Genomic DNA, 13,397 nt, shown 5'->3' on the forward strand with positions numbered 1-13,397 from the left:
AAAGGTTTAAAAGAGATAACGAGGACAAATTATGAGTCAAGGTAAGGTCGTCCAAATCATTGGCGCCGTTGTGGATATTGAATTTCCACAAGATGCGGTACCAAGAGTTTATGACGCACTACAAGTTACCGAAGGTGACTTGTCAGGTCTAACCCTGGAAGTGCAACAGCAATTAGGTGGTGGTGTTGTTCGTGGCATCGCACTAGGTACTACTGATGGACTAAAACGTGGTCTTGCAGTAGAAAATACCGGTAACCCAATCATGGTTCCAGTTGGTACGAAGACACTTGGTCGTATCATGGACGTATTGGGTAACCCAATCGACGAAGCTGGCCCAATTGGTGAAGAAGAGCGTATGTCTATTCACCGTGAAGCGCCTAGCTACGAAGATCAGTCTAGCTCGGTAGAACTACTAGAAACTGGTATCAAAGTAATCGACTTGGTTTGTCCATTCGCTAAGGGTGGTAAAGTTGGTCTATTCGGTGGTGCGGGTGTAGGTAAAACCGTAAACATGATGGAGCTTATCCGTAACATCGCAATCGAGCACAGCGGTTTCTCAGTATTCGCTGGTGTTGGTGAGCGTACACGTGAGGGTAACGACTTCTATCACGAAATGAACGAATCAAACGTACTTGATAAAGTATCGCTTGTATACGGTCAGATGAACGAGCCACCGGGTAACCGTCTACGTGTTGCACTTACCGGTCTAACAATGGCTGAGAAGTTCCGTGACGAAGGCCGTGACGTTCTATTCTTCGTAGATAACATCTATCGTTATACCCTAGCAGGTACTGAGGTATCAGCACTTCTAGGTCGTATGCCATCTGCGGTAGGTTACCAGCCTACTCTTGCAGAAGAGATGGGTGTACTTCAGGAACGTATTACGTCAACGAAGACAGGTTCAATCACTTCAATCCAAGCGGTATACGTACCTGCGGATGACTTGACTGATCCATCTCCAGCGACAACCTTTGCTCACTTGGATGCAACGGTAGTACTTTCTCGTGATATCGCGTCTCTAGGTATCTACCCTGCGGTAGACCCACTAGATTCAACGTCTCGTCAGCTAGACCCGCTAGTAATTGGTCAAGAGCACTATGACGTAGCACGTGGCGTACAGACTGTTCTTCAGCGCTATAAAGAGCTGAAAGACATCATCGCGATCCTAGGTATGGACGAACTATCTGAAGAAGACAAGCAAGTGGTATCACGTGCTCGTAAAATTCAGCGTTTCCTATCTCAGCCGTTCTTCGTAGCAGAAGTATTTACTGGTGCACCTGGTAAATATGTATCGCTAAAAGACACAATCAGTGGCTTTAAAGGCATTCTAGACGGTGAATACGATCACCTTCCAGAGCAGGCCTTCTACATGGTTGGTTCTATCGAAGAAGCGCTAGAGAAAGCCAAGAAAGCATAATGACAGGGCTAGCAGTTGCTAGCCTAGCATCATGCTAACGTACCTAATCAGGAGGTTCACATGGCAATGACAGTACATTTGGACGTAGTAAGCGCGGAGAAAGCGATTTTCTCAGGTCGCGTTGAAGCGATTCAGGTGACAGGTAGCGAAGGTGAGCTGGGTATTCACCCAGGGCACGCGCCACTTATCTCTGCTATTAAACCTGGTATGGTGCGTTTGGTTAAACAGCACGGTGAAGAAGAAGTAATCTATGTTGCAGGTGGTGTACTAGAAGTACAACCTGGCAATGTTACCGTACTGGCTGATACCGCGGTTCGAGCTGAAGATCTTGACGAGCAGGCAGCAGAAGAAGCCAAACGACGTGCAGAAGAGCACATCGCCAACCCAGGCGCTGACTTTAACTACGCTGAAGCAGCTCACGAGCTTGCAGAAGCTATTGCTCAACTTCGTCTTATTCAGAAGTTACGCAAGTAAAAAGCACAGCTTTGAAAAAACCCGCCAAATGGCGGGTTTTTTATTGCCGAACGAAAAGTGGTCGTTCACATTCTCTTACGTTTATTTTTATTGCTATCGCACTACACAAAGCTTATCGTTAGAGCGTTTTAACCGATTTAAATTAAAACGTAATCGGCGCTAATTCTAGTGCCACCTTTGCCTGTAACGAATTATAGAAATGAAGCTTAACCCGTATTCCAACATGCACAAAGGTGCCTCTATTGGATTTTTTCCTCTGCTATCAACACTGATTTTACTTTCAGTGCATTATTTTACGGGTGCGTTAGATTGGCCTGAAGTGGGAAATGTACGTGCACAGCGCGACTTCAACTCTGCTATTGGTATGTCGCTTATTACAGGATACTTTTGGTTTGCGCTTCGTTTAATGCATCAAAACGTGGCTAGCACCCTTATTTCTTTGCTTGTAAAAACCAATCAGCTTAGTCAGTTTTCGGCGCATAGGCGAGAACTCGCCATTGAATTTAGACACCATATTTTCAATGCAATCATCATTTCTATTATGATCACGATTGTTTACTGCATATTCGAAGGATTGATCACGGTAAAACAAGAAATACACGTTTTATTCTTAACGGCCACAGCCGTCCCCTTTTGGTTCTTGGCCATTTTATTTTTGTTTCAGATCTCCTCCAACATTAAGTACCTAACTTCTAAAGTTTTGCCCCAAGCCGGTGGAAATATTGACCGACTTAAGTCCATCATGACGATTTTAAAATTAGGAACAACTAACAGCATATTTGCGATGGGAGCACTGGCCATTTTTCCTATCTTTTGGTTGAAAAAAGACATTCCTTCCATTGATGTACTAGTAGTGACGTTCTTCACGGGGATAGTGAGCGTTTATCTATTTTGGCCGGTAATAAAGCTTAAAAGTATGCTTGAGAAAGAGCAGAAAGCTGCTGTTCTGCACCTTGAGGAAAACATAGAAGACGGTATTAAACGATGTGCAAAGCACGAAGAATTCTCTACAGCTGCGTCAATTGAGCAACTAGAAAGCGAAAAAGAACGAGTCTTAAAAATGGGGGCGAGGGTTTTTGCCCCAAGAGATAAGGCTAGAGTGGCTGCGTGTATTGCGTTAATACCGATTTCTTGGGTTCTATTGTTCATTGTTGAATGGTTAATTCAACTCCCTCGCTATCATTAGTCTATTCGGGTCTGTTGTTCTTTGCCTTATCTTTTCGCAGCGGTCTATGTGGTATCTAGACAAGGCTCGCTTAATCCCTTCTCGCACCCTAACAGCTATTAATAATTGTCGTATTCACATTGCGTTGGTATGGTAAATCTTCTTAGGTCATAGAGATATCATTGTGCGAATATACGGCGACACGCGTTCAGGAAACTGTTACAAGCTCCAACTGCTTCTTTCTTTGTTAGGTAAAACCTGCGAATGGATTGATGTGGACATTATGAAAGGAGAAACACGCGCTCCTTCTTTCCTAGAAAAGACCCCTAATGGGAAAATTCCGTTGCTTGAACTAGACGACGGCAGGGTGTTGTCAGAATCCAATGCCATCATGCACTACCTGGCATCTAACACTCCTTTAATCCCCTCTTCTCCCTATAGTTTTTCGCAACTTTTACAGTGGCAGTTTTTCGAACAATACAGTCACGAGCCTTATATCGCCGTTGCTCGTTACATCAATGTTTATTTAGGGCTACCCGAGGACAGGAAAGCGGAGTACGAATCTAAACAAGCGGGTGGATATCGCGCACTAGCTGTCATGGAGCATCAACTTAAAATTACGCCGTTTTTGCTAGGTGACACGTTAACTCTTGCGGATATTTCATTGTTTGCGTATACCCACGTTGCCCACGAGGGCGGGTTTGACCTTTCCGCCTATCCTGCCATTCGAAATTGGATAAGTTTAGTCAAAGATCAAAAGGGCTTCGTTCCCATGAACGCGTAATGTGCGCTAAACGAAGTTCTACGCTAGAAATGCCTTCTATGTGACATAGGGCCTTGCCACTTATCTTGTAAGGCTCTCTGTGCTCTGTAAAGCCCAGAAACGTCGATTTGATCTAAGCACTGTAGCGCATAAGCTGTTGCTTCTAGCGTGGAAAGTGCATTGCTTAATGTCGTATGACGAATAGCATAGTTAGAAGTGGGTGCAGAAATGAAGTGAAACGCTGGTAACTTTGTTAACCATGGGTTCTGTTTAACTAGACCAAATGCTTGTTTCCAACTTCCATCTATTAGAATTAGCGTTGTGATCTCAGAACGTGCAACGGCATCGACATTTTCTATCGGTGTACTGCATTCACTTGGGTAAACAAGCACTGAATGTCGACGTGAGCAGTGTTCGGATAGGGATTGCATAGCGACGACATCATTAGCAAGTATGATTCGCGTCGAAGGAATACACAATGAAACTAAGCGCGCCGTATTCTTGGCGTGAAGTGCTTCTTTTTCGTGTTGAATTATCACAATCTCTAACGATGTATCTACTGTGTTAATGTGAGAGCAAATACAGGTTTTTTGAGGATATCCACAGTGTTCACAATAAAGGCGCATAACTGAATTTCTTTATTCTCTTTTGAACGTTTATCGCACTTATTAACTAAGTAACTTAATAGATAGGATAATATACAACATGCCGAATGAAGCAGTACAATCTAGAGTAGAGAAAACGCTTTCTTTAGTGCCTGAGGGACAGGTAATAAGTTACGCCTTGCTCGCTGACCTGTGTGGATTACCCGGCAGAGCTAGAATGATGGGAAAGTGTTTAAGAGAGATAAATGCTGACTGCCACTGGCATCGCGTACTACGTGCTGACGGTAAAATTGCTTTTCCTGCTGGCTCTGATAAAGCGGATGAGCAGCGAGAGCGATTAGCAGAGGAAGGTGTGGTCGTTAAAAACTACCGAGTGAATATGACGAAGTTTGGTTGGAAGCCAGATTTACACACTATACTAGTAGAGTTAGAGTACTGAGCTTTCACTTTTTATATGAAAGCAGTTAGCAAATATATGGCGATTAATATAGTGCAGTGCATATAAGATGATAAAAAAGATTACTATTGATCAGTTAGTGCCAGGCATGTTTGTTCATCAAATTTTAGAGCAAAAAGGTGCGTTGAGGGTTACGAGCCAAGGCCGCGTTACGTCTGATGACGTGGTTAAAACACTTAGAAAGCGAGGTGTGAAAACCCTCGCCATTGATACAGATAAGGCGTTTAACGTTGAGCAACCTAGCTCATCGGCCACTGTGGAAAAGCACCAAAACTCGCCTTCTGATCAGCCGGTAAAATCAAAAAAAGTATCACTAGAAAATGAGCTGGTAAGAGCCGCAAAGCTTCACGAGCAAGGAAAGGCAATTCAAAAGTTGTTACTTGCCAATGTACAAAAAGAGACGCCTTTTGATGCGAGTATTCCCAAAGCATTTTCAAACAAGTTGGTAGAGTCGGTAGATAGAAACCCCGATGCGTTGCTTTGTCTGACTAAAATTCGAGAAAAAGACGACTATTTACTAGAGCATTCTCTGAACGTTGCTATTTTACTCGCCAATTTTGGCAAGTATTTAGGGATGTCTGAAGAAGAGGTGCAAGACCTTTCCTATGCTGGCTTTCTACACGACTTGGGCAAAATCAAAATTCCAGATGAAATTCTTCATAAGCCAGGCCGCCTTACGGACAGCGAAATGGAGATCATGAAAGGTCATGTAAAGCACGGGGTCGACTATTTAAAAAGTACGGAAATTGCGCAGCCACTGATTCAAGCGATTAGTGAGCATCATGAGCGATTGGACGGGTTAGGCTACCCTGCTGGGACCAAAGGTGAGGATATTAGTCAAGCAGGCCGAATGCTTGCCATTGCCGATATGTACGATGCACTCACCGCGGACCGGGTGTATAAGGCCGGTATGTCTAGCCAAAAGGCATTCTCTATTTTGATGAGTGATGCGCCAACGCGTCTTGACCAGTCGCTCGTTCAACAGTTTATAAAGTGTCTGGGCGTATACCCCGTAGGGAGCCTAGTTCTATTATCAAATGATAAATTAGCGATGGTGCTTGAACATAGAGACTCCCCACTTACGCCACTCGTAAAGGTTTTTTATTCGGTTCGCAGTAACCACTATCTAACGCCGAAAGATGTTGACCTATCATCGGATAAAACAGTCAGTATCAACAAAGCCGTCATAGCGTCTGACTATAAGATTGATGTGAACGCATTTTTTGAGCGCTCAGTTTCAATAGGCTACAACGTTACTTTTTAGCAACACAGTGTAGTATTTACACTGTGTACCAACGCATTTTTTCTTCTTTATTCCAACGTTCATTTAGCTAACGTTCAGGTTTGATGTCCTACACTCCTCTAAACAAGAAGTGCTGTAGTGCCTTTGAGTGCTGATCTTAAGGAAAAGTTAAGCAGGAAACGAACTCGTGGCGCTCAGATACTCGTTGTTGCTTACATACAGAATATTTGCCAGTGGAACGCTAATTGCTATCACTGTAGTTGTTTAATGCAAAACTAACACTGAGCTTATTGAGAGTGGCAATGGATAAATGCAACTCATCAATATTAAGCTTTTAATTGAAATAAGAGGAAGTTATGAAAAAGACTCTTGCTGTAAGTTTGATTGCTGCGTCACTAACGGTAGCAGGTTGCGCAACTGATCCGAATAATACGCAAAAAGGTGCCGCTATTGGTGCGGTAGTAGGCGCATTGCTGGGTAAAGCGACAGGTGATAACGACAAAAGTCGTTATGCGTGGGGCGCTGCGGTAGGTGCAATCGCAGGTGGTGCGATAGGTAACTACATGGACAAACAGGAAGAAGAGCTTCGAAATGAGCTTTCTGATACTGGCGTTCAAGTTGTGCGAGAAGGCGATAATCTGCGATTGATCATGCCGGGCGACATTACCTTTGCTACTGACAGTTCTAGCATCAGCCCTAACTTCAATCCGGTTCTTCAAGACGTTGCCAAAGTTGTAAACAACTACGAAAAAACTGTTCTTATGATCAAAGGCCATACGGATGACACTGGCTCTGAGCAGTACAACCAGTCTTTATCTGAGCGTCGTGCAGGAGCGGTTAAGAATTTACTTATTAACTATTCCGTTAACCCGACGCGTATCACGACGGTAGGTATGGGCGAATACGCACCTAAAGTACCTAACAATAGTGCAGCAAACCGCTCGATGAACCGTCGAGTAGAGATGGAAATTCAACCACTCACACAGTCTAATACCTAAAGGTAGTTAAGACACAAAGAGAAACAAAGGCCCCGTTACGTCGGGGCTTTTTTTATTGCATGGTTTTAATTTGACTAGCAACGCTATCTGCAAGCGCGTTGGGGATAGGGATCGTTAAATGGTATTGGGTTACTTTCCACTTCGCTCCCTCTTTTATTAAGACACCCGTGCCTCGTGTTTCTCCCAGGCTTTCATTATCGAGCAGTTCATCGAACCAGGCTACGTCGTGATTAGGGGAAAAATAGATATGCCTGTCTCGCGGGTGGTATGTCCATCCTCTGCCCTTGTCAAAGTGAGGTTTGGCATACGCCTTAAACGCTTCTTTGGTCCATACCTCAGATGCGTCGGTGCCAATAAAGATAGCGCTGTCGTGATACAAACCAAAATACTGCTCAAAGTCTGCAATAGACGCATTGTGATGTAGAGCATTAAGTGTCTGATTCACTGCGTCGCGGTCGTTGTTCGCAACGGCCGTCGTCGCAACAGCAAGCATGACCAGACCTAACAATAGATATTTCATAGTGACTCCGTTTTTCTTCTAGTATTTCTTATTATGCTGTTGAACGCATCATTAGTATATTCGAAGCAAATAATTGCCACTGTTTACTGCAATGTTATAGCATTGGGTTAATCGTTTAACTATCGATGCAGTAAGTGGCTAAAACTACCGCGAAATTCTGAACGAAGTTGTGTTGATAGCAAATATTTCCTCCTTGATGTAATGGCTAAAATGTCTTCTAGTATTCAACGAAACCGTATTCGAAGCATCGATATGATGCGTGGCTTGGTCATGCTGATTATGCTTATCGATCACGTGCGAGAGCGCTTTTTTCTGCATTTGCAGGTATCTGATCCTATGGATATCGATACTACGTCACCTTCTCTATTTTTCACACGGTTAGCCGCCCATTACTGCGCACCCACATTCGTGTTTTTGACGGGGCTGTCTGCATGGCTCTATCCCAATCCAATGGACTCAGCGAATAAGGCTAAGCCGACACGTAATGTCAGAGAGTTCTTAATTAAGCGTGGATTGTTTATTTTGTTCTTAGAGGTCACATTTATTACGTTTAGCTGGGGGGCGAGTTTCCAAACGCTTTATCTTCAGGTGATGTGGGCCATAGGTATCAGCATGATTGCTCTGGCTGTATTGAGTTATCTTCCAAGAACTCTGTTGCTCATTTTAGGCCTCTTAATTGTCTTTGGACATAATGCACTAACGCCAATTAGCTATGTTCCACATGAAACAGGCTATACGCTTTGGACAATGCTGCACGATAGAGGATATATACTTCAGTCAGCCGCCCTAAACATTAAAGTGAGTTATCCCGTGCTTCCTTGGATAGGGGTAATACTGCTCGGTTATGCATGTGGGCCTCTTTACAGTCAACAGCTTGATAAAGCGCGACGCGGTCGGTGGTTGCTTGGTTTATTTGCAGTGTCGCTCAGCCTATTTTTCCTACTTCGCGGTTTAAATATTTATGGTGAGACCTTGCCTTGGGAGCTACAACAAAGTGCCATCACTACGTTGATGTCATTACTTAATTTGACTAAGTACCCCCCGTCTTTAGCATTTTTGCTCTTTACACTGGCCGGCATGTTTCTATTGTTGTTTGCTTTCGAGCGCGTTAAGGATACGCAGTTTGCGTTTCTTGACACCTTTGGCTCGGTCCCGATGTTTTTCTACATCCTGCATTTGTACGTATTGCTGGTGATGTACGGTATTGCATTCTTTATTTGGGAGGCGAATAAAGGAAAATACGTGGGAGTAGACCATATTTGGCAAATATGGTTAATAGCTGCTGGCCTTAGTTTAGTGCTTTATTTCCCTGTTAAATGGTTTAGCGCCTATAAATCAAAGCACCACGCCCCTTGGCTTAAATACTTGTAAGACAGGCCTTCGCGTCTATTGTGGGTCGTATCATCATTAAGGTGGGTAGCAAAGTGCGCTATTGGGAGCGAAAGGCGCTTAATTGAAAGTTTTAATTAAGAGTTTAGATGAAAGTCGGTTTACGACTTACCAACTTGGCTTCATCCTTCATGTTTTACCGTAGACTCCCGAACAACCAAGGAAGGTTCGAAATACAGCTGAACGTTATTAGCCTGACCATATACTTTATTAAGTATGTATTTGGCTGACATTTCAGCCATTTCCGCAATTGGGTTACTGACCGTGGTAAGACGAGGAAAAACATGGTGGGCAAATACCACGTCATCGAAACCGACCACAGACAAGTCGTGGGGAAGGCTCATGCCTAAATCTCTCGCGCAGCTTATCGCACCCGATGCCATCCAATCGTTGGCGCACACTAAAGCCGTGAAAGGCACATCGCGTGCCATGAGCTCTAACAAGCCAATTTTCCCGTCTTCTTCAGAATAGTCGCCGTTAAATATCAACTGTGGGTTTATGGGCAACCCTGCTTCCGACAAGGCGCGTTTATGTCCCTCCAAGCGCAAGCTCGCGTCACACTTGTCAGGCGGACCAGAGATATATGCAATGTCTTTATGGCCTAGCTCGAGTAAGTGGCGGGTAGCCAGATATCCACCCTTTTCATTATCGAGGCTAGTGCATGCCTCAGGTAGCCCTTCTACCTGCCTGTTAACCAAAGCAACGGGAAGTTTCGACTGGTTTAACTCCAATAAATACTCATCGGATAATGCTTCAGCATGCATGATGAGTGCATCGCAGTTACGGCTAATAAGAAACTCTACCGCATCTTTCTCTGTTTCTAGGCAATTTCGTCCTACCGAAATAATGACATGTTTATCTGCGGCACGCAGCGTTGACTCCACAGCTTGCATCAGATCGCCAAAAAACGGGGCGTTGAGTTCAGGTACGAGTACCCCGACGCTGTCAGTGCGGTTATTTGCCAATGAACGAGCGACAGAATTTGGGCGGTAATTTAACTCTTTAACCGCTTTCTCTACGCGTTCTTTCAGTACTTTGTTTACCGAAGCCTTACCATTTAATACGCGGGATACCGTAGATAAAGAAACACCTGCACGCTCGGCAACTTGATAAATGGTGGGCACGTGATAAGACCTCGTTCTCTAAAACAATCACTCTAACTGACTGTATTATGCCGATATCGGCGGTTGTTCGCTACGTCGAGAGAGTAAAGCTTGTGTAACTTCTTTTTGTTTTTCGTCATTTAATGGGTACAGACAGATTAACGCCGCGCCAGCAAAGCCAAATAGGGCCGGTATCCAACTCATTAAAGACTTCATACCTGGAAGCGTTTGATTAATTGTATTGATATCAAGACCGTTATAGCCATAGCTTCCTAGTACCAACAAGACGAGCGCCCCTGCGAAGCCTCCCCCTGTTTTTTGAACAAAAGAGCCTGCAGAGTAGACGAGTCCGGTGGCTCTTCGACCTGTCTTATATTCGCTGTAGTCTGCCGAGTCTCCTAGCATAGAGAAAAATAAGGTAGGCAATATGGCGGCAAAAAACTCTGCACTGCAACCTAGAATGAATATGGCGCTCACGCTTTTCTGAGGAACAAAATAAATGCCAGAGGTCAATACGCTACTTGCTAACAGCGCGATAATAAAGAGCTTCTTGCGACCAAACATAGCGGCTAATTTGGACGTTGCTAATGCGCCGAAAATCGACACCACCAGCAGTGAAATGAAAAAGTAGCCTGTGAGTAGCTCATTGCCCACGTAATATTTGAAATAGTAGGCAATAACGCCATATTTGATGCCATTAAACATCATGGTTAGAAAACCCATTCCTAACAAAATTAGCCAGGGTTTATTGGAAAGCAGGTCGATAATATCCTGCTGAGAACGGGTGTTCTCGGCTTCCGGTCGGCGAATTAACCGTTTAATTGCAATAGTAGTAAGCGCTATAACAGTAATGAAGATTGCCCCAGTTAAAGCGTCTCGATAATAAAAGAAGGCGGTTATTGCTGAAAGAGGAACTAGAATTAACGGTAGTTGCTTTCCCAAGTCGATGAGTTCAGATGTTAGTGAACGAGGAGCGGGCGCTACTTGGGTACCTGTCTCTGTTTTTGGAGAGTCCAGTTTAGTGTCTTGAGGCTTTGAAACCTGCTGCAACGTAACGCGCTCTTTCGTGGTAAAAACTGTTACACACATTAATATGATAAGCAACGTGGCAAACAACCACATGGTATATTGATACCCTACAGCAGTGTTCCCTTGGCCTAGCAAGTCCACCAGCATAGGCAAACATCCCATAACAAGCAGTCCACCAAAGAATGCCCCAGCAAAACGAAAGCCAGACAAACTTGTACGCTCTCTATCATCACTGGTCATCACGCCCATTAGCGCTGAGTACGGTACATTATTAACCGTATACGCTAAGGTTAGTCCGATGTAGGTCAGGTAAGCGTAAATGAGTTTGCCTGAATACGAGAGATCAGGTGTGGTAAAGCAAAGGACCATGAAAAGGCCAAGAAAAGGGGTGGAGCCTAATATCCAAGGGCGAAACTTTCCCATCTTAGTCTGGGTTCTGTCAGCAATCATTCCCATGATAATATCGGTCACACCGTCAGAAAGACGAACGACAAGAAATAGCATCGCAGCTGCAGCGGCTGTAATACCGAACGTATCGGTATAAAATACCGCCAAATATGCAAGTGCGCCCCGCCAAACTAAATTGGCCGCAGCGTCGCCCATGCCATAACCCACTTTTTCTTTTAATGTCAGCTTATGGTTCATTGCTATTTCCACTGTTGTTATGTTCGGCTTGCTATGAGCGCTTTGTAAGCATTGGCGCTAAGTTTAAGCGTACGCTTTTGCGTTTCAAAATCCACATAAACTAGCCCAAATCGCTTTTCATATCCTTCCGCCCACTCGAAGTTATCAAGGAGGCTCCATGCGAAGTAACCACTCACTTCTACTCCATCAATCACTGCGTTGTGTACCATGTTTAAATGGGCATTGTAGTAATCAACCCGATCAACATCATTAACAAGACCATCTTTGAGTTCGTCTGCCATTGCAGCACCATTTTCAGTTATAAAAATGGGAGGGAGCGTATATCGTTCGTTTAATGAAGTAAGTAAATCATAAAGCGCTTTTGGATAGATTTCCCAACCAATATCGGTCAATGGACCTTGATGAGGATGCTCGAAATACAATGCGCCTTTCTCTTCGGGCGCAGAATAGTGTAATCGCGTGTAGAAATTTACCCCTAAGAAATCGATGGGCTGACAGATTGTCTCCATATCACCAGCTTCAACTGGTGGTCTATCCGCTTCGTCTATATCAAATAACACTTCGGGGTAGCTTCCCTCCATTAAAGGCTGCATATACCATTGGTTGATATAGTCATCTGCTTTGCGGGTGGCTAAGAGGTCTTCTGTCTTTTGTGTGGCGGGGTAGCATGGCGTAAAATTCAATACTATACCGGCTTCGCTATTTGGGACATTTTTTCTAAGCACCTTCATCCCAAGGCCGTGTGCTAGCAAAATGTGATGAGCCGCAGTTCTTCCGTATTTTCTACCCGTTCTGCCCGGGGCGTGTACGCCTATTTCATACCCTAAATAAGCACTGCAAAAAGGTTCATTGAACGTTGCATAGGAAAAAACGGACTCGCCTAACGCCTGCGTTATTTTGTCAACATAGTCTTCAAATGCATAAGCAGTTTGTCGGTAAAGCCACCCACCTTTATCTTCCAGGTGCTGAGGGAGATCCCAGTGATAAAGGGTAACAAATGGCTTAATGCCTTTTTCATTTAACGCATCAACTAGCGTTTTATAAAAGGCAACGCCTTTTGGATTTAGCTCACCTTCTTGAGTGATAACGCGCGGCCAAGAAATAGAGAAACGGTAAGCGTCTACATTTAAGTCTAACAAAATGTCGAAATCTTCTCTCCACCGAGCAATATGATCACAGGCGACATCGCCATTGGAGTGATCAGCAATGGCTGAAGGCCGTTCACAAAATCTATCCCAAATACATTCGAGACGGTTATCGACATCCCCTTCTATCTGAAAACTTGACGTGGCAGTTCCATAAAGAAACGAATTTTTGAGTAAGGGACTGCCTGCGGGAAGCGAAATGCTGTTCATATGTCGATAACCTTTTTCTTACTGCACAAATTCTAAACGGATGCTGGCAGTACAATGAATCTGAAATAACAAAGCGGTTTATAGCACAAATAAAAAACAATTAGAAAGCGCTTTCTCATATTTATGTCATTTTTACGTTAATGGAATTAAGTGACTGATAATATTTCTATGGCTATCACAGGAATCTAATAGAGTTTTGGTTTTATTATAAATTGTTGAATATAATAGTTTTGT

Annotated in this window: 13 protein-coding genes; 8 read left to right on the plus strand and 5 right to left on the minus strand. The window is 43.9% G+C overall.

Features of this window, described 5'->3' with window-relative positions:
* The first annotated feature begins 31 nt into the window (after positions 1-31).
* The 4 genes from atpD (at position 32) to ACFI6J_RS04135 (ending at position 3,840) form a co-directional block, all read left to right on the plus strand.
* The gene (atpD, locus tag ACFI6J_RS04120) at positions 32-1,417 is read left to right on the plus strand and encodes a F0F1 ATP synthase subunit beta (protein ID WP_039221268.1); all 1,386 of its coding nucleotides are present in this window, start codon (positions 32-34) and stop codon (positions 1,415-1,417) included.
* A gap of 60 nt (positions 1,418-1,477) precedes the next feature.
* Positions 1,478-1,891: a F0F1 ATP synthase subunit epsilon gene (locus ACFI6J_RS04125; RefSeq protein WP_014951448.1), complete on the plus strand. Its 414-nt coding sequence runs from the start codon at positions 1,478-1,480 to the stop codon at positions 1,889-1,891.
* Between the two features lie 199 nt (positions 1,892-2,090).
* Positions 2,091-3,077: a hypothetical protein gene (locus ACFI6J_RS04130; RefSeq protein WP_348670324.1), complete on the plus strand. Its 987-nt coding sequence runs from the start codon at positions 2,091-2,093 to the stop codon at positions 3,075-3,077.
* Between the two features lie 163 nt (positions 3,078-3,240).
* Complete coding sequence (locus ACFI6J_RS04135; protein WP_014951446.1) at positions 3,241-3,840, plus strand: glutathione S-transferase family protein; 600 nt, start codon at positions 3,241-3,243, stop codon at positions 3,838-3,840.
* A 23-nt stretch (positions 3,841-3,863) separates the two neighbouring features.
* Here the strand turns inward: ACFI6J_RS04135 and ACFI6J_RS04140 are convergent, their stop codons facing one another.
* The gene (locus tag ACFI6J_RS04140) at positions 3,864-4,445 is read right to left on the minus strand and encodes a tRNA-uridine aminocarboxypropyltransferase (RefSeq protein WP_014951445.1); all 582 of its coding nucleotides are present in this window, start codon (positions 4,443-4,445) and stop codon (positions 3,864-3,866) included.
* A gap of 79 nt (positions 4,446-4,524) precedes the next feature.
* Here ACFI6J_RS04140 and ACFI6J_RS04145 point away from each other — a divergent pair, with 79 nt between their 5' ends.
* The 3 genes from ACFI6J_RS04145 to ACFI6J_RS04155 all read left to right on the plus strand — a co-directional run bounded on the left by ACFI6J_RS04145 (position 4,525) and on the right by ACFI6J_RS04155 (position 7,122).
* Entirely contained in the window at positions 4,525-4,863 is a 339-nt protein-coding gene (locus tag ACFI6J_RS04145) for an MGMT family protein (protein ID WP_014951444.1), read from the plus strand.
* A gap of 67 nt (positions 4,864-4,930) precedes the next feature.
* Positions 4,931-6,145 (plus strand): HD-GYP domain-containing protein, encoded by a 1,215-nt coding sequence (locus ACFI6J_RS04150; protein WP_156087303.1) that lies wholly within the window; start codon positions 4,931-4,933, stop codon positions 6,143-6,145.
* 335 nt (positions 6,146-6,480) lie between these two features.
* Positions 6,481-7,122 (plus strand): OmpA family protein, encoded by a 642-nt coding sequence (locus ACFI6J_RS04155; protein WP_014951442.1) that lies wholly within the window; start codon positions 6,481-6,483, stop codon positions 7,120-7,122.
* A gap of 52 nt (positions 7,123-7,174) precedes the next feature.
* On the opposite strand, the gene ACFI6J_RS04160 is transcribed toward ACFI6J_RS04155, so the two are convergent.
* On the minus strand, positions 7,175-7,642 hold the full coding sequence (locus ACFI6J_RS04160; RefSeq protein ID WP_061486872.1) for a nuclear transport factor 2 family protein: 468 nt from the start codon (positions 7,640-7,642) through the stop codon (positions 7,175-7,177).
* 201 nt (positions 7,643-7,843) lie between these two features.
* Here ACFI6J_RS04160 and ACFI6J_RS04165 point away from each other — a divergent pair, with 201 nt between their 5' ends.
* A complete protein-coding gene (locus ACFI6J_RS04165; protein ID WP_239247344.1) occupies positions 7,844-9,013 on the plus strand; it encodes a DUF1624 domain-containing protein in 1,170 nt (389 codons plus the stop codon).
* Between the two features lie 140 nt (positions 9,014-9,153).
* Here ACFI6J_RS04165 and ACFI6J_RS04170 read toward each other — a convergent pair whose 3' ends face one another.
* The 3 genes from ACFI6J_RS04170 to ACFI6J_RS04180 are packed head-to-tail and all read right to left on the minus strand — an operon-like array spanning position 9,154 to position 13,163.
* The gene (locus ACFI6J_RS04170) at positions 9,154-10,155 is read right to left on the minus strand and encodes a LacI family DNA-binding transcriptional regulator (protein ID WP_462555347.1); all 1,002 of its coding nucleotides are present in this window, start codon (positions 10,153-10,155) and stop codon (positions 9,154-9,156) included.
* Positions 10,156-10,200: 45 nt separating this feature from the next.
* The gene (locus tag ACFI6J_RS04175) at positions 10,201-11,808 is read right to left on the minus strand and encodes an MFS transporter (protein ID WP_061486868.1); all 1,608 of its coding nucleotides are present in this window, start codon (positions 11,806-11,808) and stop codon (positions 10,201-10,203) included.
* Positions 11,809-11,825: 17 nt separating this feature from the next.
* Complete coding sequence (locus tag ACFI6J_RS04180) at positions 11,826-13,163, minus strand: GH1 family beta-glucosidase (RefSeq protein ID WP_061486866.1); 1,338 nt, start codon at positions 13,161-13,163, stop codon at positions 11,826-11,828.
* Positions 13,164-13,397 lie beyond the last annotated feature (234 nt).

This window comes from Alteromonas sp. G4i13, assembly GCF_054960505.1.

Coding starts and splice junctions, on each gene's coding strand:
- ACFI6J_RS04155 (WP_014951442.1), top strand. CDS start 6,481: ATGAAAAAGACTCTTGCTGTAAGTTTGATTGCTGCGTCACTAACGGTA.
- ACFI6J_RS04145 (WP_014951444.1), top strand. CDS start 4,525: ATGCCGAATGAAGCAGTACAATCTAGAGTAGAGAAAACGCTTTCTTTA.
- ACFI6J_RS04140 (WP_014951445.1), bottom strand. CDS start 4,445: ATGCGCCTTTATTGTGAACACTGTGGATATCCTCAAAAAACCTGTATT.
- ACFI6J_RS04150 (WP_156087303.1), top strand. CDS start 4,931: ATGATAAAAAAGATTACTATTGATCAGTTAGTGCCAGGCATGTTTGTT.
- ACFI6J_RS04175 (WP_061486868.1), bottom strand. CDS start 11,808: ATGAACCATAAGCTGACATTAAAAGAAAAAGTGGGTTATGGCATGGGC.
- ACFI6J_RS04125 (WP_014951448.1), top strand. CDS start 1,478: ATGGCAATGACAGTACATTTGGACGTAGTAAGCGCGGAGAAAGCGATT.
- ACFI6J_RS04165 (WP_239247344.1), top strand. CDS start 7,844: ATGGCTAAAATGTCTTCTAGTATTCAACGAAACCGTATTCGAAGCATC.
- ACFI6J_RS04180 (WP_061486866.1), bottom strand. CDS start 13,163: ATGAACAGCATTTCGCTTCCCGCAGGCAGTCCCTTACTCAAAAATTCG.
- atpD (WP_039221268.1), top strand. CDS start 32: ATGAGTCAAGGTAAGGTCGTCCAAATCATTGGCGCCGTTGTGGATATT.
- ACFI6J_RS04130 (WP_348670324.1), top strand. CDS start 2,091: ATGAAGCTTAACCCGTATTCCAACATGCACAAAGGTGCCTCTATTGGA.
- ACFI6J_RS04160 (WP_061486872.1), bottom strand. CDS start 7,642: ATGAAATATCTATTGTTAGGTCTGGTCATGCTTGCTGTTGCGACGACG.